Source organism: Bradyrhizobium zhanjiangense (assembly GCF_004114935.1).
GTDB classification, from domain to species: Bacteria; Pseudomonadota; Alphaproteobacteria; order Rhizobiales; family Xanthobacteraceae; genus Bradyrhizobium; species Bradyrhizobium zhanjiangense.
On the sequence record NZ_CP022221.1, the window covers coordinates 6,805,833 to 6,828,882 of the forward strand.

Genomic DNA, 23,050 nt, shown 5'->3' on the forward strand with positions numbered 1-23,050 from the left:
CATGGGGCGCGTCTTCGTCGCCGGAAGCATCAACATGGATGTAGTGGCGACGGCCGATCGCCATCCCAAGGTCGGCGAGACCATCGCCGGCCGCCAGGTGCTGTATTTCCCGGGCGGCAAGGGCGCGAACCAGGCGGTGGCGGCGTCGCGGCTCGGTGCCAGGACCACGCTGATCGGGCGGCTGGGGAAGGATTCCTTCGGAGCTGAGCTTAAGGTTTTCCTGCGCAGTCAGGGCATCGATCTCGGCTATCTCCAGGAGACGACCGCTGCGCACACCGGCACGGCCATCATCACGGTGGCGGAGGCCGACAACACCATCGTCGTCATCCCCGGCGCCAATGCATTGGTCGACGCCGATGACGTCAGCGTCGTGCCGCTGCTGGACGGCGACGTCGCGGTCAGCCAGTTCGAAATTCCGCTGCCGGCGATTGCCGCGTTCTTCCAGCGCGCACGCGCCGCCGGAGCCATGACGCTGCTCAACCCGGCGCCGGCGCAAAGCATGCCCGGCGAGCTGCTCGCGCTGGTCGACATCCTCGTGCTGAACGAGACCGAGCTCGGCTTCCTCGCCGGCACCGAGCTCTCCGACGGCGACGAGGCCGCGCGGATCATCGAGGTGGCACGGCAGCTTCAGGCGCGGCCGGACCAGACCATCTGCGTCACGCTCGGCAGGCGCGGCGTGCTCGCACTGGCGGGGCGCGAGGAGATTTCGGTGCCGGGGCGCGCGGTGCAGGCGGTCGACACCACAGGCGCCGGCGACTGCTTCGTCGGCGCGCTCGCGGCGCGCCTCGCCGATGGCACGGCCTTGCGCGACGCGCTCACCTTTGCCAACGCCGCCGCTTCGATCAGCGTCCAGCGGATGGGCGCCGGGCCGTCGATGCCGACGGCGAAGGAAGTGGCTGCGGTCTCGTAAGACGGAGCGCTTTCATCACCTCGCCCCGCTTGCGGGAAGAGGTCGGATTGCATCGAAGATGCAATCCGGGTGAGGTGGAATCTCCGCGAGCCCAGCTATCACCGTCCCCGCGGAAAGTCCCCCTCACCCCGACCCTGTCTCCGCAAGCGGGGCGAGGGAGAAGAGACTCAAGCCAGCGCGCTCTTCAGGTCAAAACTCTCATCGGCGGCCTGCTCCGGCGTGATCGAGCGATCCATGGCCTGCAAGCGGCGGCCGAACATGTGGTCGCCGGCGCGGTTGATCGATTCGATGCCGAGCAGCTTGTCGCCGTGGTAGCAGAACGCCGAGAACGCCTTCTTGGCGGGATCGCCGCGCAGCACGACGCGGTCATAGCCGGTGGTGAGACCGGCGATCTGGAGCTTGTCCTCGCCCTGGTCGCTCCAGAACCAGGGATGGCCGTCATAGGGCCTTCGGTCGCCGGTCAGCCGCGCCGCGAGGCAGCGGGCGTGATCGGTGGCGTTCTGCACCGATTCCAGCCGCAGCGAGCCGCCGAAGCGCGGGCTTGCGAACAGCGCGCAATCACCGATCGCGGAGATATTGGGATCAGCCGTCGCAAGATATTCGTCGACGATGATGCCGGAGGCAACCGGCAGCCCTGCCTCTGCGGCAAGCTCGATATTCGGCAGCACGCCGACGCCGACCACGACGAGATCGGCGGGCAGATGCCGTCCGTCGCTCAAGGAGACGCCGGTGACCTTGCCGCCCTCCGCCTCGATGCTGGTTGCCTGCACACCGAGATGAATGCGGATGCCGGCCTCGCGATGCCGCGCCTCAAAATACTCCGAGACCTCAGCCGTCACCGCGCGCGCCATCACGCGCGGGGCGAGCTCGAGCACGTCGACCTCGAGGCACTTGATCCGCGCGGTGGCGGCGAATTCGAGGCCGATGAAGCCGGCGCCGATCACCACGACACGTGTCTTCGACGGGATGATCTGGCGCAGTGCCTCGCTCTCGTCGAGGATGCGCAAGTATTTCACGTCGGGCAGATTGGCGTTGGGCAGGTCGAGCAGGCGGTTGCGCGCGCCCGTGGCCAGCACGAGGTGGCCGTAGGGCAGCGCCTCGCCCGAGGCGAGATGCAGCTTGCGCCCCGCCCGGTCGATCGACACAGCGCGGCCGGCGATCAGCTCGATGGTCTGGTCGTGGTAAAACTTCTCAGGGCGGAACATCAGGCTCTCCGGCCCGGCCGAGCCCTTGATGTAGGCCTTGGACAGCGGCGGCCGCTGATAAGGCAGATGCGCCTCGTCATTGATCAGGCAGATGCGCTGCGAAAAGCCCGCCTGGCGCAGGGATGCCGCGACCTGGTAGCCGCCATGGCCGGCACCGACAATGATCACCGGACCATCCGTCATTGCAACAGCCCACTTCCGGAGACACGAGCGTGACCCATGTCGTCTCCTCTCTCGCTGATTTTGATTTGCTGGCCTTACGAGGAGCCGGCGCTCGTGTCCGTCCCTTGGCGAAGGCGGGCCCATTTGAGCCTATCGTTCCGCCCAACGCAAGAGCGGCGGACGGGGATTGTCACCCCTCGCCTTCTGCGATTTAGTTGCAGCAACGAACCTCTTGCCGGGGATTTCAAGATGCCAGCTCCCGTCTCCCAGCCCGATGATCCTGCCCTGCTGCGGATCGATGGCCCGATCGCGACCATCACGCTCAACCGCCCCGCCGCGTTCAATTCCATCAACCTCGCCATCGCGCAGAGGCTCGAACAGCTCGCGTCCCAAATCGAAGGCGACGACAGCATCCGCGTCGTCGTCCTCGAGGGTGAAGGCCGCGCCTTCAGCGCCGGCGGCGATTTGCAGACGATCGGTGCTGCCGCCGAAGCGGGCACGGTAACACCTGTCGTCGGCGAACTGCTCAAGCACTATCACGCCTTCATCGAGATCCTCCGCCGTATGCCAAAGATCTCGCTGTCCAGCGTGCACGGTTCGGCCGCCGGCGCCGGCATGGGGCTCGCTTTCGTCACCGATCTCTGCATCGCCGCAGACGACGCCAAGTTCACGCCGGCCTATGCCAAGATCGGCGTGTCGCCGGATGGCGGCTCGACGGTCGGCATCGTCGGCACGGTCGGCTCCCGCCGCGCGCTGCAGGTCTTCCTGGCCGAGGATAATTTTACCGCGCAGCAGGCCCACGACTGGGGTCTGGTCGCCAAAGTCGTTCCTGCCGCGGAGCTGAAGGCGGCGACGCGGCAACTCGCCGAACGGCTGGCGCAGAACCCACCGGCGGCGATCGCCGGCACAAAGTCGTTGGTCTACCAGGCCGCGACCATGCCGGTGAAGCAGCAGTTAGATGCCGAGGAGCACAAGATCATCATGGCAATGAACACGGAGGCGTTCCGCACCGCCGTGAAGAAGTTCACCAGCAAGGGCAAGTAGCGTTCACTCGAGCAGGCCTACTGCGGACAGATATAGCCCGTGCCGGCCGGCGACTTGAAGCAGCCGACCGACTCGGGGAGCACGTGCCGCGGCAGCCACAGCACCACGCTCGGGAAATAGATTGCAAACGCGATGGTCGCGAGGAATACCAGATAGATCGGCAACGCCGCCCGCAAGGCCTTGGCAAAACTGATGCCGACGAATTTCGACGCCATCAGCAGCACCAGCCCATAAGGCGGCGTGATCAGGCCGAAGGCGAGCGTCGCGATCAGCACCACACCCATGTGCACGGCGTTGATCTCGCCGGCCTCCGTCAGCGCGTTGACCAGCGGCATGAAGATGATGATGGTCGGCACCGGCTCGATGAAGTCACCGACGATGGTGAAAAGTAGCACCATCAACAGCATGATCAAATGCGGGTCGTTCCCGGCGATCGAGGTGATCCACTCGGCGATGTAGGTCGCCCCGCGCAAATAGGCGAGCATCCAGCCGAAGGCGTTGGCGGCGCCGATCGTGATCAGCGGCAGCGAGAAGATCAGGCCCGCGAGGCAGAAATCATAAGGGATTTTCCTGAAGTGCCCGCGATTGAGCGCGGGGATCACGACCAGGACGATCCAGACCACGGCGACGACGCCGGCTTCCGTCGGTGTGAACCAGCCGGTCAGGATGCCGCCGAGCAGGATCACGGGGATCATCAGCGGCAGGGCGGCATCGCCCGCGGCGAACACCACCTGTCGCAGCGGCGCGCGCGGCTTGCGCAAGCCGGAGGGGCCGAAGAAGTAGCAGTAGATCATCAGGCCGAAGCCGATCATCAGGCCCGGCACCACGCCCGCCATGAACAGGCCGGCGATCGAGACGTTGCCGACCGCGCCATAGACCACCGCGGTGATGCTCGGCGGCACTAAGGCGGCGATAGTGGAGGCAGAGGCAATGATGGCGGCGATGAAGGCGGGCTCATAGCCCTCGCGTTTCATCGGCCCACCCAGCGCGCGGCTCATCACGGCGACGTCGGCGGTGGTCGAGCCCGACATCTCCGAGAAGAACATGCTGAAGACCACCACGACTTGCGACAGCCCGCCCCTGATATGTCCGACCAGCGACACCGAGAGGTTGGCTATTCGCACCACCACATTGGCCGAGCTCATAAGCTCGCCGACCAGGAGGAAGAACGGGATCGCCAGCAGCGCCTCGGAATCGACGCCGTCAAAGATCTTCTGGATGATCGCGGCGAGCGACACGTCCGACAGGAGCGCGCCGATGAAGACGCCGGCCATCAGCGAAAACGGCACCGGCACGCCGAGATAGCCGAAGGACAGGAAGCAGGCCGTCATTAAGGCCAGGACGATGGGTGCGCTCACGGCTGCACCCCCATCTGTGCGGCAGCGGCGATCGGCTCCGCATCCTCATCCGGCGGCTCGGGGTGATCGAAGCCGTTGCGCAGGCCATTGACGAGCTGCTCGATGGTGAACAGGCCGATCAGCACGCCCGACAGCGGAATGATCGCATAGAGCGAGGCGATCGGCGTGCCCGACGGCAGACGAAAGCTGCCGAAGCCGCGCAGATAATTCTGGTAACCGTACCAGATCAGGCAGAAGGCGACGCCGAGCACGACGAGGCGGATGATCACCTCGACGATGAGCCGCGAGGTGCCGTGCATCGCCTCGGAGATCGCGGTGAGATAGAGATGGTCGTTGCGCCGGGTCGCGGCCGCCGTCCCGATGAAGATCGCGTAGATGAACAGCGTCGACGTCACCTCCTGCAGCCACAGCCAGGGATGGCCGATGGTGCGGGTGATGATGTCGGCGGTCACCGACAGTGAGAAGCCAAAGCACAGCAAGCCGCAGAGGATCATCAGCGCAAGTTCGAGCCAGTCGAGCGCGCGCCATTTCAGGTGGCGTTGGCGTTGAACGAGCAGTTTGTCGGCGATGGCCATTCAATGTCCCCCGTCGTTCCGACGTGGTGCGGAACGATTTAGTTGAGTCGGTGGCTGTGGGTTGTCTGAACTTCTCCCGCTTGTGGGAGAGGTCGGCGCGGAGCGCCGGGTGAGGGCTCTGCCCCATTGGGAGTCTCTCCGAGGAGACACCCTCTCCCCTACCCTCTCCCGCAAGCGGGAGAGGGAGCGCACCGACTTCCGGCACCACGTCAATTAATCGACCGGATCAAATCCTTGATCTTCTCGGCATGCGGGCCGAGCTCCTTGGCGAGCTTGTCGAGATAGGGATCGGCGATCGCCGTAAAGCTCTTCTTGTCGACGTCCTGGACGAGCTTGACGCCCATCTTCTTCAGCTTCTCAGCCGCGGTTCGCTCAAGCTCGAACGCTTTCGCCGGCTCCTTGGTGCTGATCTCGTTGGCCGCCATCTGCACCCACCCCTTCTGCTCGGCCGACAGGCTCTGCCAGAGCTTGTCGGAGACGAACACCAGCGCGTTGTTGGCCTCGTGCTCGGTGATGTTGAGGACGGGCGCGACCTCGTAATGCTTGTTGACGAGGTAGACGTTGATGCTGTTCTCGGCGGCGTCGACCACGCCGGTTTGCAAGCTTGTGTAGACGCTACCGAACGGCATGTGCACGGTCTGGGCGCCATAGGCGGGGAACATGGTGTCCTCGGTCGCGGTGGCCTGCACCCGGACCTTCAGGTTCTTGACGTCGCCGACGTTGTGGATCTCTTTCTTGGAGTACATATGGCGCACGCCCTGCGATCCCGTCGCGATGACGTGCAGGCCCTGCGTGGTCTCGTCGATCATGGTCCTGAGCGCTTCGAAGACGCGGGGATCGGCCAGCCCCTTGATCACGTGGTTCTCATCGCGGAACAAATAATGCAGCGACATCACGCCGGCCTGCGGCGAGATCGTCGCGGTGTTGGCCGAGGAGATGATCGAGAATTCGACGTCGCCAGCTTTCACGAGCTGGAGCACCTGCGGCTCCTGCCCGAGCTGCGCGCCCGGATACTGGTCGATGATCATGGTGCCCTTGCTCAATTCCTTGAGCTTCTCGGCAAAGAGGTCGCCCGCGATGGAATAGCCGGTGTTGCGGGGCTGGTCATAGGCGAAGCGATAATGCTTCACCTCCTGTGCCCCGGCCTCCGTGACGAACAGCACGGCGGCCATGGCCGCCAACCCATGTAAGAATCTTGGCGTGGATCGCGCAATCATCGTTTCCCCCCTGTTTTATCGCCCGCCGCTTGTGCGGTCTGAGCGCTCGTTCGAGTCTTGATCAGCCCTTCTCGGTCTTCTTCCCAGTCCCTTGCATGAAATCGAAGTCGCAGCCCTCGTCGGCCTGCATGATGGTCTCGTTGAACAGCCAGGCGTAGCCGCGCCGGGCCTCCTCGGGCGCTGCGGTCGGTTTCAACGCGGCGCGCCGCCGCTCCAGCTCGGCCGCATCGACCATCAGCTCGATGCTGCGCTTGGCCACATCGAGGCGGATCATGTCGCCGTTCCGCACCAGCGCCAGCGGCCCGCCGACGGCGGATTCCGGTGTGATGTGCAGCACGATGGTGCCGAACGCGGTGCCGCTCATGCGCGCATCCGAAATGCGCACCATGTCCTTGGTGCCGCCGCGCGCCAGCTTCTTCGGGATCGGCAGATAGCCCGCCTCGGGCATGCCCGGCGCACCCTTAGGGCCGGCATTGCGCAACACCAGCACGTCGTCGGAATTCACGTCGAGATCGGGATCGTCGACGCGCAGGGTCATATCCTCGACGGATTCGAACACCACCGCACGCCCGGTATGCTGCAGCAGTTTTGGACTCGCGGCCGACTGCTTGATCACCGCACCGCGCGGCGCGAGATTGCCGTGCAGGACGGCAAGACCGCCTTCCGTCTTGATCGGATTGTCGCGTGGACGGATCGCGTCCTGGCCGGGCACGTCCTCTGCATTCGCCGCGATATCACGCAGGGTCTGGCCGGTGATGGTCCTGGCGTCGAGGTCGACGAGATCACCGAGCTGCGCCAGCAGTTTCGGCACGCCACCGGCGTGATGGAAATGCTCCATGTAATGTTCGCCGGACGGCTTGAGATCGACCAGCACCGGCACCTCGCGGCCGATCTGGTCGAACACTTCGAGATCGAGCCGGTGCGGCGAGCGATGCGCCATCGCGGTCAGATGGATCAGGCCGTTGGTCGAGCCGCCGATCGCCTGAAGCACGACCTGCGCGTTCCTGAAGGACGCCGGCGTCAGCAACTCGCTCGGCTTCGGCCCCTTGGTCTTCGCCATCTCAGCGGCCACCTTGCCGCTCGCCTCCGCCAGACGGAAACGCTCGGCATGCGGCGCCGGGATCGTCGCGCTCATCGGCAACGACAAGCCCATCGCCTCGATCATGCAGGCCATGGTCGAGGCCGTGCCCATCACCATGCAGGTGCCGACCGACGGCGCGAGGCGCCCGTTCACCGCCTCGATCTCGGCATCGTCCATGTCGCCGGCGCGATATTTTGCCCACAGCCGGCGGCAGTCGGTGCAGGCGCCCAGCACTTCACCCCTGTGATGGCCGACCACCATGGGGCCGACTGGAATGACCACCGTCGGCAAATCGGCGCTGATCGCCGCCATCACCTGCGCTGGCAGCGTCTTGTCGCAGCCGCCGATCACGATGACCGCATCCATCGGCTGGGCGCGGATCATCTCCTCGGTGTCCATCGCCATCAGATTGCGCAAGTACATCGAGGTCGGATGCGCAAAGCTCTCGGCAATCGAGATGGTGGGGAACACGAACGGCATGGCGCCCGACAGCATCACGCCGCGCTTGGCGGCTTCGATGATCTGCGGGACGTTGCCGTGGCAGGGATTGTAGTCGCTATAGGTGTTGGTGATGCCGACGATCGGGCGCTCAAGCGCGTCGTCGGAATAGCCCATGGCCTTGATGAACGCCTTGCGCAGGAACAGCGAGAAGCCGGCATCGCCATAGCTCGTCAGACCCTTGCGCAAACCACTCGTCATCGTGCCACTCCATTCACCTTGCCATTGTGGTACAGCCTGCCCCTCGATTGTCAATAAGATTGGCCAATATTGTCGCACTTTCTGGCTTTTGGCATCCCTTGCGGCACAAATTATTGACAATCCAGGCTTCCCCTGCTCCACAGGGACAAGCCGGCCAACCGCCGGGAGGCTGAGGGCATGTCCGACATTCGCACTGCAGACAGCATGCCGGTCCGGCGCGACGATCCGGACGACGTCGTCGCTCGCCTGGAAGAGGACATCATCTTCGGCCGCCTCGCACCGGGCGCGCGCCTCACCGAGGACGCGCTGATGTCGCGCTACGGCACCTCCAGGCACTTCGTGCGTCAGGCGCTGGTGGAAGCCGAGCGGCGCGGTATCGTCCGCCGCGAGAAGAACGTCGGCGCCACCGTAAGGTTCTACTCGGCGGAGGAAGTCCGGCAGATCTACGAGGTCCGGGAGATGCTGACGCGGCAGGCCGCGCTGATGATCTCCCTGCCCGCGCCGCAAGCCCTGATCGACGAACTCTCCGCGCTGCAACGGCAATATTGCGCGAAGGCGGATGTGCAGGATCTGCGCGGCATTCACGAGGCCAACGACGCCTTCCACCTTGCGCTATTCTCGGCCTGCGGCAATCCCTATCTGGTGCGCTCGCTCCAGCACTACATGAACCTGACGCTGCCGATGCGCGCAAAGAATCTCGCCGACCGCGAGGGTCTTGCACAATCGCGGCGCCAGCACGAGCTGATGATCGAACTGCTCAAGGGCCGCGACAGCTGGGCGTTGGCGCAGCTGTGTGTCGACCACATGCAGTTCAGCAAGTCGGATTATCTCAAGCGCATCGCTGAGGATAAGGCCGGGCTCTAGGTGGGGGCTTCCCGCCACGAAACGAGCCTTATTCGCTCCCCGGAACGTCGCAAGCCCCGGCGCGTTGGAAGGCTCGAGCGAGCTTCATTCGCCCGTCATGCTTTGGACGTAGCCGGGTGACGATCGATCAGCATGTCGGCCCAAGGGAGGGCCGGCTATTTGAACAATGAGGGTCTGCGGAGCGATGCGGGCCGGTTTGTTCATCGCGTTGATTGCAGCGGCCTGGCTCGGCGGACAGGTCCAGGAGTCCCTCGCACAAAAGCGACTGCCCGCGTCTCCGAGTGAAACCGGGAAAGCTCTGCGAAAAGAAAGCACCCCGCGGAAGGAAACGGGACGATCTGCGGATCCGTATACGGTGGGATTCGTAACCGGCACACCGCAATGCACTGAATTCGCGATCGCTCAGGACATTGCAACCACGCTCGCCGGCGGCCAAGAGACCGGCCCTCGTGGCGAGGTCGCCTTGCGGGTCCTGCCCATCGTGGGAAACGGCGGTATCCGCAACGTCCTTGATGTGCTCACCCTCGCAGGTGCCGACGTGGCGATCGCGCCCGTCGTCCTGGTCGACCGGCTCCGGGAGACAAGGACCTTCGGAGATATCTCTGACAAGCTGACCTACATTGCCCCGCTCCATATCGAAGAGTTCCATCTTCTCGCGCGGCTCGAGATCAGAAGTCTGTCGGAGCTGTCGGGAAAGAGGGTCAATCTCGGGGACGACGGCAGTGCCGGCGCCATACTCGGCCGCGAAGTGTTGAACCGTCTGGGCGTCAAGGTCAGCGAGTCGAACTTGGGACCGGAGGCCGCGCTGGATGGTCTGAGGAAGGGAGATATCTCCGCCGCTCTGTTGGTCTCAGGAAAACCGGTCAGCTTCCTGACGCAGGTCTCGCAGCTCGATGATATTCACCTCCTGCCCATCCCCTACTCCAAAGAGCTGCTGCAACAAGACTATCTACCATCGACGCTTCGCCATCAGGACTACCCGAACATCATCGCGGCCGAAGCAAGTGTCGACACGATCGCGATCAAATCCGCTCTCTTCGCCTACAACTGGCCAAGCGGCAACGAGCGATTTCGGTTGCTGGAATTCTTCGTCCAGACATTGTTCGCGCGCTTTCCCGAATTTCTCGGCGATGCACATCACCCCAAATGGCGCGAGGTGAACCTGGCCGCGCTGCTCCCGGGATGGCAACGATTCCGACCGGCAGAGCGCTGGCTCCAGCAGCAATCCGGGGGCGAGGCCGCGCTTCGCAAGGCGTTCGGCCGCTTCCTCGAGGGAAAGCCAACCGCCAATCCGCCAGACCGCGAAGAATTGTTCCGGGACTTCCTGCGCTGGCGAGAACGCAATCCGGACAAGTGAGCAAAATTTGGCAGGCAAATCTCGGGGAGATGTCGATGCGCAACGCGCTTATGAAGGCAGCCCTGGTTGCGTTGCTCGCCTTGATCGCCGACGTAAGGCGTCCTGCCGCCCAATTTGCTCCCTTCTTTCCGCCAGCGCCGCAGACGCTCGCGCCAGCCACCGCGCCGCCGGCCGCCAAGGTCGATCAAACCAGGACAGCCCCTCACCGAAGCAGCAAGGCGCACAGGAAGCACGAAGAGAAGCCCGAAGTCGTTCGTCGGCCGCCAAATCAGCGGAAGGTCGCCGAAAAAAACGGATATAAGCGGGTCAGCGATCTCGTGAACTTCCCGAAATTCTTTCCGGGCCTCGGCGTCATCTTCGTCAAGCCCGACACTTTGCCGCTGGGGCCGTTCCTGTGCTTCGATCGCAGGGATCGCTTGGTGGCGACCGTGTACATGGTCCCGAACAAGGACATCGACGATCACAAGTCATTGGAGGGGGTGGGGTCCGCGGCACCCGTTGATCATGTCAGCTTATATTTCAACGCGGGTCACCCCGGCGTGGATGTGCCGCATTACCATGTGGTGCTCTGGCATGTGACCAAGAAACAGGAAGCGCGCGTTGCAATATGACGTGCGACAGCTCGTGCGATCAAAGGGGCCCGCTTGTTCGAACACGTCACGGACGATCTGCGCGCGGCGCCCGCGGACATGCGGTGATCGGCAACAATGGCGCGACTTGAACTGCAAGCCGGACGCTTGGCCCGGTCGCAGCAATGTCAGGAATTGACGAGAGCGCACCCGAGCGCTTCGCGTCGCGCAATCATCCGGCCGGTGCCTTGAAATCGTATGAGATGCGCCCAGCCGGCAGATAGAACAGTGCAATGACCGCGCCGCCCCTGACTTCAGGATAGTGTCTGCTGCCTGGATCAGGCGCCGTCCAGCCGGCTCCCTGCCAACCCTGTAATCCCCTCAACTCCGCGCCCTTGTTCAAGGGCACCACAAGGTTGAGCTCGCCGTAGGGATGGCCGTGATATTGTCCCCGCAACACGTCGTGGTCGTCCTCGTCCTTGAAGCGGCGCGGATCGGCGCTGTTCATGTACACAGCAGTGATGCTGAACTGGAACGTGTCAGCCGTCGGCTCAAGGATGCGGCTGCGCCGGTAGTTTGGGCCGTCCACCTCCTGGTTTGCGGCCCATCCTTCCTCGACCCCGACCTTGATCAGGCGAGCGAGATCCTGATAGAGCGCGCTCTCTTCCCCATATGTCTCGTTGAGCCAACGCTCCATCTCAGCTCCCGGGGTCATGTCCTTGACCTCCCGAAGAAACGGAATGCTGCACTGGATCAGTTCTTCTCGGCTTTGCATCGTGATCTCCTCTTCGACCAAGCTTCAATCTTCGAAACCAAGGAACGTCGCGAACTCATCGATGTCCGCCCGCGGCATCAATCTGTCCTGCCCCTGAAGCTTGGCCTTGCCGACCGAGATGCCGCACACCACCATTTGCTCTGCCGGAATCGACAGCAGTGGGCGCAGGATTCGATGGTATTTTGCGAACGTTTCCTGCGGGCACGATTGAAGCCCGCGTCCTGCCGCCGCGAGCATTATGTTCTGCACGAACATTCCGAGGTCGAGCCAGCTACCGACTTCCAGGCGACGGTCGATGGTCACGATCAATCCCACGGGCGCGCCGAAGAATGTGTAATTCTTCGCGGTCTGTCTGCTCCTCCCCTCTGAATCGGCTTGATGAATGCCGAGCGAGCCATAGAACAGCCGGCCGAACTCCTGCCGCCGTTTGAGATACAGACCGGGTAAATCGCTGGCGTAGTATTTGTACTCCGAGACGTGTTCGTCACGAGAGGTCTCGTGCGCCTCCAGCAGCGCTGCCGACACCTTGCCCTTGACCTCGCCTGTCAGCACGTAGACGTGCCAGGGCTGGATGTTCGCACCGCTGGGCGCGAATCGCGCGACACGGAGGATCTGCTCGATCGTTCGTCGGGCGACCGGAGCGTTGCAGAACTGGCGGCATGCAAACCGGCCGGTCAGGATCGCGTCGATCGGGCTCGGCGCCACGATACGCGCCTCATCTCCAGCCATCACGGCTTCTTCAGGAGCGGACATCCTCCGTCCTCCATCGGCCTGAAGGCCTCTTCTCCGGGAATGGTCGCGAGCAGCTCATAGTAGTCGAACTTATGTTTCGATTCCTGCGGTGACTTGACCCGGAAGAGATACATGTCCCGGATCAATCTGCCGTCTTCGCGGATCCGGCCATTCTTCGTCATGAAATCATTCACCGGCATCTCGCGCATCTTGGCGGCAACGGCAGATCCATCGAGAGTGCCCGCCGCTTCGGCCGCCTTGAGATAGTGCATCACCGCGCCGTAAGTGCCGGCATGAATCATGGTCGGGACCTTCCGGGTCTTCTCGATGAAGCGCTTCGACCATGCACGCGTGTCGTCGTTCATATCCCAGTAGAATGCCGAGCTGAGCATCAAGCCTTGAGCACTCTGCAATCCCAGACTGTGAATGTCCGCGATGAAAACGATCAGACCGGCAAGCTTTTGCCCGCGCGTGATCCCGAACTCGCCGGCCTGCTTGACCGCGTTGATGAAATCACCGCCAGCATCGGCCAGTGCGATCACATCCGCCTTCGAAGATTGCGCTTGCAGCAGGAAGGAGGAGAAATCCGGCGTGTTGATAGGATGCTTGACCGCGCCCAAGACCTTGCCACCGGTCGCGCCGATGACCCGGCGGCTATCGGCCTCGAGCTGTGCGCCCAGCGAGTAATCGGCGGAGAGGAAGAACCAGGTCCTTGCGCCAAGGCGCGCGATCGCTTTGGTTGTGCCCTGCGACAAAGCAAAGGTATCGTAGGTCCAGTGAATGCCGGTCAGCGAGCATTCGTCGCCGGAGAGGCGCGAAGTGGCGGCGCCAGTGGCGAGAAACAGCTTCTTCTTGTCACGGGTAATGCCTTGTACAGCCAACGCGACGGCCGAATTGGGGACATCGAGAATCACCTCGACACCCTCGTTCTCGATCCAGCGCCGTGCAATCACCGATCCTACGTCAGCCTTGTTCTGGTGATCGCCGGCAATGATCTGGACGGGACGCCCCAAAACCCTGCCCTTGAAATCGTCAACGGCCATTTGCGCCGCGACCACTGACCCTTGCCCGCCATTGTCGGCATAAAGCGAGGACATGTCGGTCAGCACCCCGAGCTTGATCGGTGCCTCGTCGGCAATCGCGGCGGTCGTGAGCATCAGCGAAATCAACGTCGCAACAACCGCCTTACCGGTACCTGTCGTCGCGGTCGATCGCATCGCTCACCTCCTCCGAACACAGCGACTGAATAATGCCGGGATCGGTCTCTTGCGGAAGTGAAACTCTTGCAGATTGATCCTGAACCTCCTTCAGTTTGCCCGGGACTCAAGGCTTGGTTCGATCGTTTGCACCGGTTGCATCTACGGCGCCCCTGACCTTAACTGGTCGCCGTCGCGGCGCGCCGTCAGCCATCAACTGGATCCTCACCGTGTCGGTTTCATTCAAGACATTGGACCTGAATCTGCTCAAAGTGTTCGACGCCGTCATGGAGGAAAGGAGCGTATTGCGCGCCAGCCAGAAAGTCGCGCTCAGCCAGTCCGCCGTAAGCCACTCGCTCGCCCGGCTTCGAGAGATGCTGGAAGATGAGCTGTTCGTGCGCACGGCCGCGGGCATGCAACCGACGGCGCGGGCCTTGACGATGGCCCCCCAAATTCGCGAGGCGCTACGCGTGCTCGAGGCAGCTGTGGAACTGCCGACCTTCGTTCCGGCGACGTCAACCAAGCAGTTTACGCTGGCCGCCAATGACTTTGCCACGATGGTGCTGGCGTCGCCCCTCTTGAAGATACTTGGGCGCGAGGCGCCCCACATTGACCTGACGATCAAGCCGGTCACGCGGATCGACCTTGCCGAGCAGATCGACCTCGGTCGCATCGACGTTGCGATCGGCGTCTTCTCGCTCCCGCCGAGTCGTTTCCGCACGTCGCTGCTATTCGAATATGACGACGTGCTGATTGTCGGCAAAAAGCGCAAGCTTGGTCGGCTGGACAAGGCGATGCTTGCACGGCTGCCGCTGGTGGTGGTCTCCTTCGGTGGAGAGCAGGAGGGCGCGATCGGCGGCTTCATCTCCGAGCGAGGCCTGGCGCGGCGCTCGGAGATGTACGACCGCGATGCGCTCGAGCGGGCGCTCGCCGAGAGCGACCGGCCGCCGCGGATGGCGGTGTCATTGCCGCATTTTCTCGCGGTCCCAGCGCTGATTCGGGATTCCGAACTGGCAGCTATCGTCCCGCGCCCGCTCGCGCAAACACTGGAGCAAAACTACCCGATCGCGATCTACGAGCTTCCCTACACAGCGACTCCGCTGGAGGTCCGGCTGCTATGGCACGAGCGCGTCGACGGCGAACCCTCGCACGAATGGCTCCATGACGTCCTTAGACGCGCTGCTGAGAACCTCAGACGCGGAGACTAGGATGAAGCGTGCGGCGGTATGCAGACCAAGGGCAACAGACTTCCGCGAGTCCAACTCTCACGGTCCTCGCGGTGAAAGCCCCTCACCCCAACCCTCTCCCCGTAAGAACGGGGCGAGGGAGTGCACCTGCATGGTGGCGAGAACCTAGGCTACATCAACAGCCCTACCGCTTATTCCAGTCGATGATCCGGCTCGCATCGCCGTCGAACTCGCTGCTGCAGAAGGCGCCGCCCTGATAGTGGTCGCCGATCGGGTCCGGCTTCAGCTTGGCCTGCTCGGCCATGGCGTGCGCCACATGATCCTCGGAGCGGCCGGTGGGGCGGTAGCCGAACTCGTAGGCACGGTGGTTGTCCCACCAGGCGCGCTCGTTCAGGGACACGCCGTAGAAGATCTCGAAATGGATGTCGGGATGCTCGAGCCCGATCTGGCAGAGCTGCACGAGGTCGTCGGGCTTGAGCCAGATCGCGAGCCGGCGCTGGTCGAGCGGCATGTCGCCGAAATTGCCGATGCGCAGGCACGTCACCTTCAGCCCGTGCTTGTCGGCGTAGAGCGCGCCGACGGCCTCGCCGAACACCTTGCTGACGCCATAGCGACCGTCGGGGCGCGGGGTGACGTCGGTGCCGATCTTGTGGTGGCGCGGATAGAAGCCGACGGCGTGATTGGACGAGGCGAACACCACGCGCTTGACGCCCTTGCGGTACGCGGCCTCGAACAGATTATAGCAGCCGATGATGTTGGCCTGGAGGATGTCGTCCCAGGGGCCTTCGACCGAATAGCCGCCGAAATGGATGATGCCGTCGACGCCCTCGCAGATCGCCTCGCATTGCGCGAGGTCGGACAGGTCCGCCGCCCTAAACTGCTCGTTGGGGCCGAGATCGGCCGGCTTGCGGATGTCGCTGAGCAGCAGGTCCGGATAGATCGACGGCAGCAGTTTCCGCAGGCGCGTTCCAATCCCGCCCGAAGCTCCCGTCATCAAGATGCGCGGCATGTCTTTCCTCATAGTTGCGACCGATTTGCGGCCGTAGATATCTGATGCTAGCAGACTTGGACAGAGGGAACGCAACAACGAGACCTGCACATGAACGATGCATCGTCCCAGACCCAAGAACGGCCGCAAGGCTGGCGGCCGGCGACCTATTACCCCGATCCGGCGATACGTGCACTCGATCCCCGCTTCGAAAAATACTGGCTGAAGCTTTCGGCGATAGAGCGACTCGCGACCGGCCTGCGCTGGGCCGAGGGGCCGGTGTGGTTCGGCGACGGGCGCTATCTGCTGTGCAGCGACATCCCGAACCAGCGCATCATCAAGTGGGAGGAGGAAACCGGCGCCGTCAGCGTGTTCCGAAAACCCTCGAATTTCGCCAACGGCAACACCAGGGATCGTCAGGGCCGGCTCGTCACCTGCGAGCATGGCGGCCGCCGCGTGGTGCGCACCGAATATGACGGCAGCATCACCGTGCTGATGGATCAATTCAACGGCAAGAGGTTGAACTCACCGAACGATGTCGTTGTTAAATCGGACGGCTCGATCTGGTTCACCGATCCGACCTTCGGCCTGCTCGGCAATTACGAGGGCTACAAGGCCGAGCCCGAGATCGAGCCGAACGTCTACCGGCTCGATCCCGCGACCGGTAAAGCGACCATCGTCGCCGAGGGCGTGCTGGGGCCGAACGGGCTGTGCTTCTCGCCCGACGAGAAGATTCTGTACGTCGTGGAATCGCGTGGGCAACCGAACCGAAAGATCCTCGCCTATGATGTCTCGCCTGATGGCGCCACGATCTCGGGCAAGCGCGTCCACATTGATGCAGGTCCCGGCACGCCGGACGGCATGCGCTGCGACATCGACGGCAATCTCTGGTGCGGCTGGGGCATGGGCGATCCCGAGCTTGACGGCGTGGTCGTGTTCGCGCCCGACGGTGTCATGATCGGCCGCATCGCGCTGCCCGAGCGCTGCGCCAATCTCTGCTTCGGCGGCGTCAAGCGCAACCGCCTGTTCATGGCAGCGAGCCAGTCGATCTACGCGCTGTATGTGAACACGCAAGGCGCGGTTGGGGGATGAGGTCGCTCCACCGTCATTGCGAGGAGCACTTGCGACGAAGCAATCCAGACTATCTCCGCGGAACGATGCTGGATTGCTTCGCTTCGCTCGCAATGACGGAAACAAAAAAACGCCGGAGCGGTTTCCCGCTCCGGCGTCGCGTTCATTCAGACGCTAAAGCTTACGCCGCGTTGAAGCCGGCGACGGCCTTCACTTCGAGGAAGTCCTCGAGGCCGTACTTGCCCCACTCACGGCCGTTGCCGGACTGCTTGTAGCCGCCGAACGGCGCGGTGCGGTCGTTGGGCACGCCCTGGAGGTTGACGTTGCCGGCGCGGATCTGGCGGGCAACGCGCCTGGCGCTTTCCACCGTGTCGGCCGAGACGTAACCGGCGAGGCCATACGGCGTGTCGTTGGCGATCTTCACCGCGTCGGCCTCGTCCTTGGCGCCGATGATGGTCAGCACCGGTCCGAAGATCTCTTCCCGGGCGATCGTCATGTCAGGGGTGACGTCGGCGAAGATGGTCGGGCGGACATAGAAGCCCTTGTTGACGCCTTCGGGCAGGCCCGGGCCGCCGGCGACGAGCGTTGCGCCCTCGTCGATGCCCTTCTTGATCAGCCCCTGGATCTTGTCCCATTGGCCGCGGTTGACGACCGGGCCAATGGTGGTGCCTTCGGCGCGGGGATCACCGGCCTTGGTTTTGTCGGCGACGGCCTTCGCGATCGCGGCGACTTCCTTCATCTTCGAGGCCGGCACGATCATGCGCGAGGGCGCGTTGCAGGACTGGCCGGAGTTGTTGAACATGTGCATCACGCCGCCGGTCACCGCCTTCGTGAGGTCGGCGCCTTCGAGGATGACGTTCGGCGACTTGCCGCCGAGCTCCTGGCTGACGCGCTTCACGGTCGGCGCCGCGCGTTTCGCCACGTCGATGCCGGCGCGGGTCGAGCCGGTGAAGGAGATCATGTCGATATCGGGGTGCTCGCTCATGGCCGCGCCGACCTCGGGGGCGAGGCCGTTGACGAGGTTGAACACGCCCTTCGGCACGCCGGCCTCATGGAGGATTTCCGCGAAGATCAACGCCGAGGTCGGCGTGAACTCCGACGGCTTCAGGATCATGGTGCAGCCGGCGGCGAGCGCGGGGGCGACCTTGCAGGCGATCTGGTTGAGCGGCCAGTTCCAGGGCGTGATCATGCCGACCACACCGATCGGCTCGCGCAGCACCATGGCGGTGCCAACCGGCTCCTCGAAATGATAGTTCTTGAGCACGTCGAGCGTGGTCATGAGATGGCCGAGGCCGGCGCCGGCCTGGAGCTTCTCCGCCATCGGCAGCGGCGCGCCCATCTCATCGGAGACGGCAGCGCCGATCTCCTTGAGCCGGCCCTTGTAGATCTCGATGATCTTGGAGAACAGCGCGACGCGCTCTTCGCGGCTGGTCTGGGAGAACGTCGCAAAGGCGCGCTTGGCAGCGGCCACGGCCTTGTCCACATCGGCCTTGGAGCCCAGCGCAACCTCGTACATCGCCTCTTCCGTCGCCGGATTGACCACGGCGGTGGACTTCTTGACGGCGGGATCGACCCAGGCGCCGTCGATGTAGAATTGCATGCGATTGACCATCGTTAACCTCTTCTTGGGGGCTTGGAGGGGGCGTTTCGGCAGGCATCCTTGCACGAAAGCGCCAGCAATTGAACCCGCCATATGCGGGGCCAGTGTTGCGGCGGACGGAGATTATATGAGCCGGTGGCGCGAGCGAGGCAAGGTCTCAACTGCCGTCGTCCTGGCGAAGGCCAGGACCCATTACCAGTTGGCTTGCTCAGACATCTACCGCCCGTCGCCTACAACACCCGCCGCGGCGTATGGGTCCTGGCCCTCGCCAGGACGACGACGGAGACTTAAACCGCCATCTTCCGATGCAGCACCGGCGCGCCGGTGGTGAGGCTTTCGGCCGCATCGATGATGGCATTGGCATCCAGGCCGTAGTGGCGGTAGAGGTCAGCGATCGTGCCGGTCTGGCCGAACTGCTCGACGCCGAGTGCCTCGACGCGGTGGCCACGGACGCTGCCGAGCCAGCCGAGCGCGGAGGGATGGCCGTCGATCACCGTCACGATGCCGCAGTCGCGCGGCAACGGCGCCAGCAGTTTTTCGATGGAGCTGAGATGCTGCACGCCGCGGCGGTCGCGGCGCAATTTCCGTGCGGCGGTCCAGCCTGCGTGGAGGCGGTCGGCCGAGGTGATCGCGAGCAGGCCGACATCGCGGCGGCTCTCGCCGATGAAGCCGGTCGCCTCGATCGCTTCCGGCGCGACCGCGCCGGTATAGGCGATCACGACTTCGGCATTCGGCCCCGGCTTGCGCAGCCAATAGGCGCCGTCGGTGATGCCCTGCCTCAGCTCCGGCGTCATGATGCGCTGCGCCTGCTCGATGCTGCGCGTCGAGAGCCGCAAATAGACCGAACCGCCCTCGCCCGGATCGCGCTGCATGTGCTCGAAACCGAAAGCCATGATCACGGCGAGCTCGTCGACGAAGGCCGGCTCGAACGAGGCCAGGCCGTCCTGCGCCATGCCGATCAACGGCGTTGCGATCGACTGGTGCGCGCCGCCTTCGGGCGCGAGCGTGATGCCCGATGGCGTCGCCGCCACCATGAAACGCGCATCCTGGTAGCAGGCATAGTTCAGCGCATCGAGCCCGCGCTCGATGAAGGGATCGTAGAGCGTGCCGACCGGCAGCAGCCGCTCGCCATTGATCTGGTTCGACAGGCCGAGCGCCGAGAGCATGATGAACAGGTTCATCTCGGCGATGCCGAGCTCGAGATGCTGCCCCTTGGGGGAAGCATCCCAATTGTAGGTCGAGGGAATTTTCTCGCTGCGGAATAAGTCCGCTTTCTCGGCGCGCGCGAACAGGCCGCGCCGATTGACCCAGGGGCCGAGATTGGTCGAGACGGTGACGTCAGGCGACGTCGTGACGATGCGCCTCGCGAGCTCGCTGTCGCTGCGTGCGATCTCGTTCAGCACGAGACCAAAGCCCTGCTGGGTCGACATCTGCGGCGACGGCTTGAAGGCGAGCTGCTGGGGAACCTCGACGACAGGCGCGCTCAACCGGCGGCCGTCCTGGTTGAACGGCACGCGCGCGAGGAAAGCCTCCAACTCGGCCGCATCCTGCGCCAGGCCCTCGAACTTGTCCCATTCATGCCCGGGACGGATGTTCTGGCTGTCGCGATATTTCTCCATCTGCGTGACCGTCATCAGGCCGGCGTGGTTGTCCTTGTGGCCCTGGAACGGCAGGCCGACGCCTTTGATGGTGTAGGCGATGAAGCAGACCGGGCGATCGTGGTCGATGGACTCGAACGCCTCCAGCATGCTCGCCATGTCGTGGCCGCCGAGGTTCGACATCAGCGCCAGCAACTCGTCGTCGCTGCGCTTGTCGATCAGTTTGGTGATCGGGCCCTGGTCGCCGATCTCGTCGTGCAGATGCTTGCGGAACGCCGCACCGCCTTGAAAGCACAGCGCGGCGTAGAGCGCGTTCGGACAATTGTCGATCCAGCGCTTCAGCGCCTCGCCGCCGGGCTCGGCAAAGGCCTCGCGCATCAGACGCCCGTATTTCACGATCACCACGTCCCAGCCGAAATTGCGGAACATGGTCTCGAACTTCTCCCAGAGCCCTTCGCGCACGACCGCGTCGAGCGACTGGCGGTTATAGTCCACCACCCACCAGGTGTTGCGCAGGCCGTGCTTCCAGCCTTCTGCAAGAGCTTCGAAGATGTTGCCCTCGTCCATCTCGGCGTCGCCGACGAGCGCGATCATCCGTCCCTCGCGGCGATCCTTCATCCAGCCATGCGCCTTGACGTAATCCTGCACCAGCGAGGCGAACAGCGTCTGCGCGACGCCGAGGCCGACCGAGCCGGTGGAGAAATCGACGTCGTCGACGTCCTTGGTTCGCGAAGGATAGGACTGCGCGCCCTTGAAGCCGCGAAAATTCTCCAGCTTCTCGCGGGTCTGCCGGCCGAACAGATATTGGATGGCATGGAACACCGGGCTCGCATGCGGCTTCACCGCGACGCGATCCTCAGGGCGCAACACGTGGAAGTACAGCGCCGACATGATCGTGGCGAGCGAGGCGGATGAGGCCTGATGGCCGCCGACCTTGAGCCCGTCCGCGTTGGCGCGGATGTGGTTGGCGTGGTGGATGGTCCAGGACGACAGCCACAGCGCCTTGCGGCTGAGGGCGGTCAATGTGTCGAGACGAGCGGAATCAACGGGCATGGCAATGCTCCCGGAAACAGACGCTGCGATGATACGCCTGCGGGCGGGGGCAAACTTCTCAATTTTTCACGCCATACCCCGAGATATTGGGATATTTTACCAATGTAGCCCGACGAAAGACAGGTTCCATCCCAATGCCCGAGCTCGACGCCATCGACCGCAAGATCCTCGCTTTGCTCCAGACCGACAGCCGCATGACCATGCAGGAACTCGCCGATAAGGTCGGGCTCTCGGTCTCGCCCTGCCATCGCCGCGTCAAGCTCCTGGAGGAGCGCGGCGTCATCTCGCGCTATGTTGCGACCGTCGACCAGAAGGCGCTTGGCCTGCATGTCAGCGTCTTCATCTCGATCAAGCTGGCGCGGCAGAAGGAGGAGGATCTCAACCGCTTCGCACGTGCGATCTCGAAATGGGACGAGGTGCTGGAATGCTATCTGATGACCGGCAACCGCGACTATCTGCTGCGCGTCGTGGCGGCCGACCTCGCCTCCTATGAGACTTTCCTGAAGACCAAGCTGACCCGGCTCGACGGCATCGCCTCGATCGAGTCGAGCTTCGCGCTGAGCCAGGTGAAATACTCGATCGCGTTGCCGGTGTGACGGTTGTCCTCGTCATTGCGAGCGTAGCGAAGCAATCCAGAATGCATCTGCGGAGACAGTCTGGATTGCTTCGTCGCTTCGCTCCTCGCAATGACGATGCATCACCGCCATGGCTGCACGATGATCTTGGTGTGCGCCTCGGGATTGGCGAGATCGGCGAAGGCTTTTGCGACGCCGTCGATACCCACCTCCGCCGTCACCATCGCCGCCGCATCCACCTGCCCTTCCGCGATCAGGCGCAGTGACGCTGCGAATTCGTCTGGCGTGTAGCCGAGCACATACTGGACATTGAGCTCCTTCATGATGCCGAGCATCGGCTCGCTCTTGTCGGTTTCCATGCAGACGCCGACCACGACAATGCGCGCGTCACGCGGCGCGCCTTCGAACACCTGCTGCAACAGGCCGGGCACGCCGACACATTCGAAGATGATCGCAGGCTTCAGCGCCGGCAGCATGGCCTGGAACGGCGGTCGCGCCGCCTTCTCCGCATCCGACATCTGCGCGTGCTCGGCCCATGTCGCATAAGGCTGCGACACCTTGGGGTCGACGACGATATCGGCGCCGAGCCTCGCCGCAAGCGCACGCCGCGCCGGCGAATAGTCGGCGGCGACAATCGGATGCAAGCCTTTGAGCTTCAGCGCTGCGATCACCGCGAGGCCGACCGGGCCGCAGCCGATCACGAGCGGCACCTCGTCACCACGGATACTGGCTTTTGCGACGGCGTGAACCCCGACCGCGAGCGGTTCAGTCAGCGCGGCATGTTCCGGCGCAAGACCGTTGGGCACCTCGAGCAGCAGCGCTTCGCTGAGCAGCATCGCCTCGGCATAGCCGCCGATATTGTCGTTGGAATAGCCGATGCCTTCGATGCCCGCAGGCGTCACCAGCGCCGGCAGCGAGCAGACGCGTGTGCCCGGCTTGAGCTTGCGCGCGGTGTCTGGACCGTAGTCGACGATCTCGCAGCAGAACTCATGACCGAACACGACATCGCGGCTGAGGTCCATCGGCTTACGCCCGGTCTTCCGCGCCATCTCCACCATGCGGTGCGCGTGCTGTCGCGCGTGCAGATCGGAACCGCAAATGCCGCAGGCGAGCGTCTTGACCAGAACCTGACCGGGACCCGGCGTCGGCTCAGCCATCCGGTCGACGACAATCTCACCGTTCCTGAAAATCGCAGCGCGCATCCGGCTCCTCCCGTGGTGTCGGAGCCGTTCAT

20 protein-coding genes are annotated in these 23,050 nt (G+C 63.7%); 8 read left to right on the forward strand and 12 right to left on the reverse strand.

Annotation, left to right across the window (positions count from 1 at the left end; translation table 11 throughout):
• The first annotated feature begins 1 nt into the window (after position 1).
• Positions 2–910: a ribokinase gene (gene rbsK / locus XH85_RS32615; protein WP_128935145.1), complete on the forward strand. Its 909-nt coding sequence runs from the start codon at positions 2–4 to the stop codon at positions 908–910.
• Positions 911–1,077: 167 nt separating this feature from the next.
• On the opposite strand, the gene XH85_RS32620 is transcribed toward rbsK, so the two are convergent.
• The gene (locus tag XH85_RS32620) at positions 1,078–2,298 is read right to left on the reverse strand and encodes an NAD(P)/FAD-dependent oxidoreductase (RefSeq protein WP_128935146.1); all 1,221 of its coding nucleotides are present in this window, start codon (positions 2,296–2,298) and stop codon (positions 1,078–1,080) included.
• A 228-nt stretch (positions 2,299–2,526) separates the two neighbouring features.
• Here XH85_RS32620 and XH85_RS32625 point away from each other — a divergent pair, with 228 nt between their 5' ends.
• Entirely contained in the window at positions 2,527–3,321 is a 795-nt protein-coding gene (locus XH85_RS32625) for an enoyl-CoA hydratase/isomerase family protein (RefSeq protein WP_164939969.1), read from the forward strand.
• A 17-nt stretch (positions 3,322–3,338) separates the two neighbouring features.
• On the opposite strand, the gene XH85_RS32630 is transcribed toward XH85_RS32625, so the two are convergent.
• The 4 genes from XH85_RS32630 to XH85_RS32645 all read right to left on the reverse strand — a co-directional run bounded on the left by XH85_RS32630 (position 3,339) and on the right by XH85_RS32645 (position 8,251).
• Positions 3,339–4,679, reverse strand: coding sequence for a TRAP transporter large permease (locus tag XH85_RS32630; protein WP_128935147.1), 1,341 nt, complete (start codon positions 4,677–4,679; stop codon positions 3,339–3,341).
• Complete coding sequence (locus XH85_RS32635) at positions 4,676–5,254, reverse strand: TRAP transporter small permease (protein ID WP_128935148.1); 579 nt, start codon at positions 5,252–5,254, stop codon at positions 4,676–4,678. The genes XH85_RS32630 and XH85_RS32635 overlap by 4 nt, the downstream gene beginning before the upstream one ends.
• Positions 5,255–5,463: 209 nt before the next feature.
• On the reverse strand, positions 5,464–6,471 hold the full coding sequence (locus tag XH85_RS32640; RefSeq protein ID WP_128935149.1) for a TRAP transporter substrate-binding protein: 1,008 nt from the start codon (positions 6,469–6,471) through the stop codon (positions 5,464–5,466).
• A gap of 61 nt (positions 6,472–6,532) precedes the next feature.
• Positions 6,533–8,251, reverse strand: coding sequence for an IlvD/Edd family dehydratase (locus tag XH85_RS32645; RefSeq protein ID WP_128935150.1), 1,719 nt, complete (start codon positions 8,249–8,251; stop codon positions 6,533–6,535).
• Between the two features lie 177 nt (positions 8,252–8,428).
• On the opposite strand from XH85_RS32645, the gene XH85_RS32650 reads away from it, so the two are divergent.
• The 3 genes from XH85_RS32650 to XH85_RS32660 all read left to right on the forward strand — a co-directional run bounded on the left by XH85_RS32650 (position 8,429) and on the right by XH85_RS32660 (position 11,083).
• On the forward strand, positions 8,429–9,115 hold the full coding sequence (locus XH85_RS32650; RefSeq protein WP_128935151.1) for a GntR family transcriptional regulator: 687 nt from the start codon (positions 8,429–8,431) through the stop codon (positions 9,113–9,115).
• 355 nt (positions 9,116–9,470) lie between these two features.
• Positions 9,471–10,472, forward strand: coding sequence for a TAXI family TRAP transporter solute-binding subunit (locus XH85_RS32655; protein WP_245473262.1), 1,002 nt, complete (start codon positions 9,471–9,473; stop codon positions 10,470–10,472).
• Positions 10,473–10,507: 35 nt separating this feature from the next.
• Positions 10,508–11,083, forward strand: a complete 576-nt coding sequence (locus XH85_RS32660; protein WP_128935153.1) for a hypothetical protein — start codon at positions 10,508–10,510, stop codon at positions 11,081–11,083.
• Positions 11,084–11,273: 190 nt separating this feature from the next.
• Here the strand turns inward: XH85_RS32660 and XH85_RS32665 are convergent, their stop codons facing one another.
• The 3 genes from XH85_RS32665 to XH85_RS32675 are packed head-to-tail and all read right to left on the reverse strand — an operon-like array spanning position 11,274 to position 13,765.
• Positions 11,274–11,816, reverse strand: coding sequence for a 4-hydroxylaminobenzoate lyase (locus tag XH85_RS32665; protein ID WP_128937504.1), 543 nt, complete (start codon positions 11,814–11,816; stop codon positions 11,274–11,276).
• A gap of 24 nt (positions 11,817–11,840) precedes the next feature.
• Positions 11,841–12,521, reverse strand: coding sequence for a nitroreductase (locus tag XH85_RS32670; RefSeq protein WP_245473255.1), 681 nt, complete (start codon positions 12,519–12,521; stop codon positions 11,841–11,843).
• A gap of 23 nt (positions 12,522–12,544) precedes the next feature.
• Positions 12,545–13,765 carry an ABC transporter substrate-binding protein gene (locus tag XH85_RS32675; protein ID WP_128935155.1) on the reverse strand — a complete coding sequence of 407 codons (1,221 nt, stop codon included), beginning with the start codon at positions 13,763–13,765 and terminating at the stop codon, positions 12,545–12,547.
• A 209-nt stretch (positions 13,766–13,974) separates the two neighbouring features.
• Between XH85_RS32675 and XH85_RS32680 the strand changes: the two genes are divergently transcribed.
• Complete coding sequence (locus tag XH85_RS32680) at positions 13,975–14,952, forward strand: LysR family transcriptional regulator (RefSeq protein WP_128935156.1); 978 nt, start codon at positions 13,975–13,977, stop codon at positions 14,950–14,952.
• Between the two features lie 163 nt (positions 14,953–15,115).
• On the opposite strand, the gene XH85_RS32685 is transcribed toward XH85_RS32680, so the two are convergent.
• Positions 15,116–15,940, reverse strand: a complete 825-nt coding sequence (locus XH85_RS32685) for an NAD-dependent epimerase/dehydratase family protein (protein ID WP_128935157.1) — start codon at positions 15,938–15,940, stop codon at positions 15,116–15,118.
• 90 nt (positions 15,941–16,030) lie between these two features.
• Here XH85_RS32685 and XH85_RS32690 point away from each other — a divergent pair, with 90 nt between their 5' ends.
• Positions 16,031–17,011 carry an SMP-30/gluconolactonase/LRE family protein gene (locus XH85_RS32690; RefSeq protein WP_128935158.1) on the forward strand — a complete coding sequence of 327 codons (981 nt, stop codon included), beginning with the start codon at positions 16,031–16,033 and terminating at the stop codon, positions 17,009–17,011.
• Between the two features lie 160 nt (positions 17,012–17,171).
• Here XH85_RS32690 and XH85_RS32695 read toward each other — a convergent pair whose 3' ends face one another.
• Complete coding sequence (locus XH85_RS32695) at positions 17,172–18,602, reverse strand: aldehyde dehydrogenase family protein (protein WP_128935159.1); 1,431 nt, start codon at positions 18,600–18,602, stop codon at positions 17,172–17,174.
• A gap of 275 nt (positions 18,603–18,877) precedes the next feature.
• Positions 18,878–21,241 carry a transketolase gene (locus tag XH85_RS32700; protein ID WP_128935160.1) on the reverse strand — a complete coding sequence of 788 codons (2,364 nt, stop codon included), beginning with the start codon at positions 21,239–21,241 and terminating at the stop codon, positions 18,878–18,880.
• Between the two features lie 134 nt (positions 21,242–21,375).
• Between XH85_RS32700 and XH85_RS32705 the strand changes: the two genes are divergently transcribed.
• Positions 21,376–21,837 (forward strand): Lrp/AsnC family transcriptional regulator, encoded by a 462-nt coding sequence (locus XH85_RS32705; RefSeq protein WP_091891703.1) that lies wholly within the window; start codon positions 21,376–21,378, stop codon positions 21,835–21,837.
• A gap of 101 nt (positions 21,838–21,938) precedes the next feature.
• Here the strand turns inward: XH85_RS32705 and XH85_RS32710 are convergent, their stop codons facing one another.
• Complete coding sequence (locus XH85_RS32710; protein WP_128935161.1) at positions 21,939–23,018, reverse strand: zinc-binding dehydrogenase; 1,080 nt, start codon at positions 23,016–23,018, stop codon at positions 21,939–21,941.
• Between the last annotated feature and the right edge of the window lie 32 nt (positions 23,019–23,050).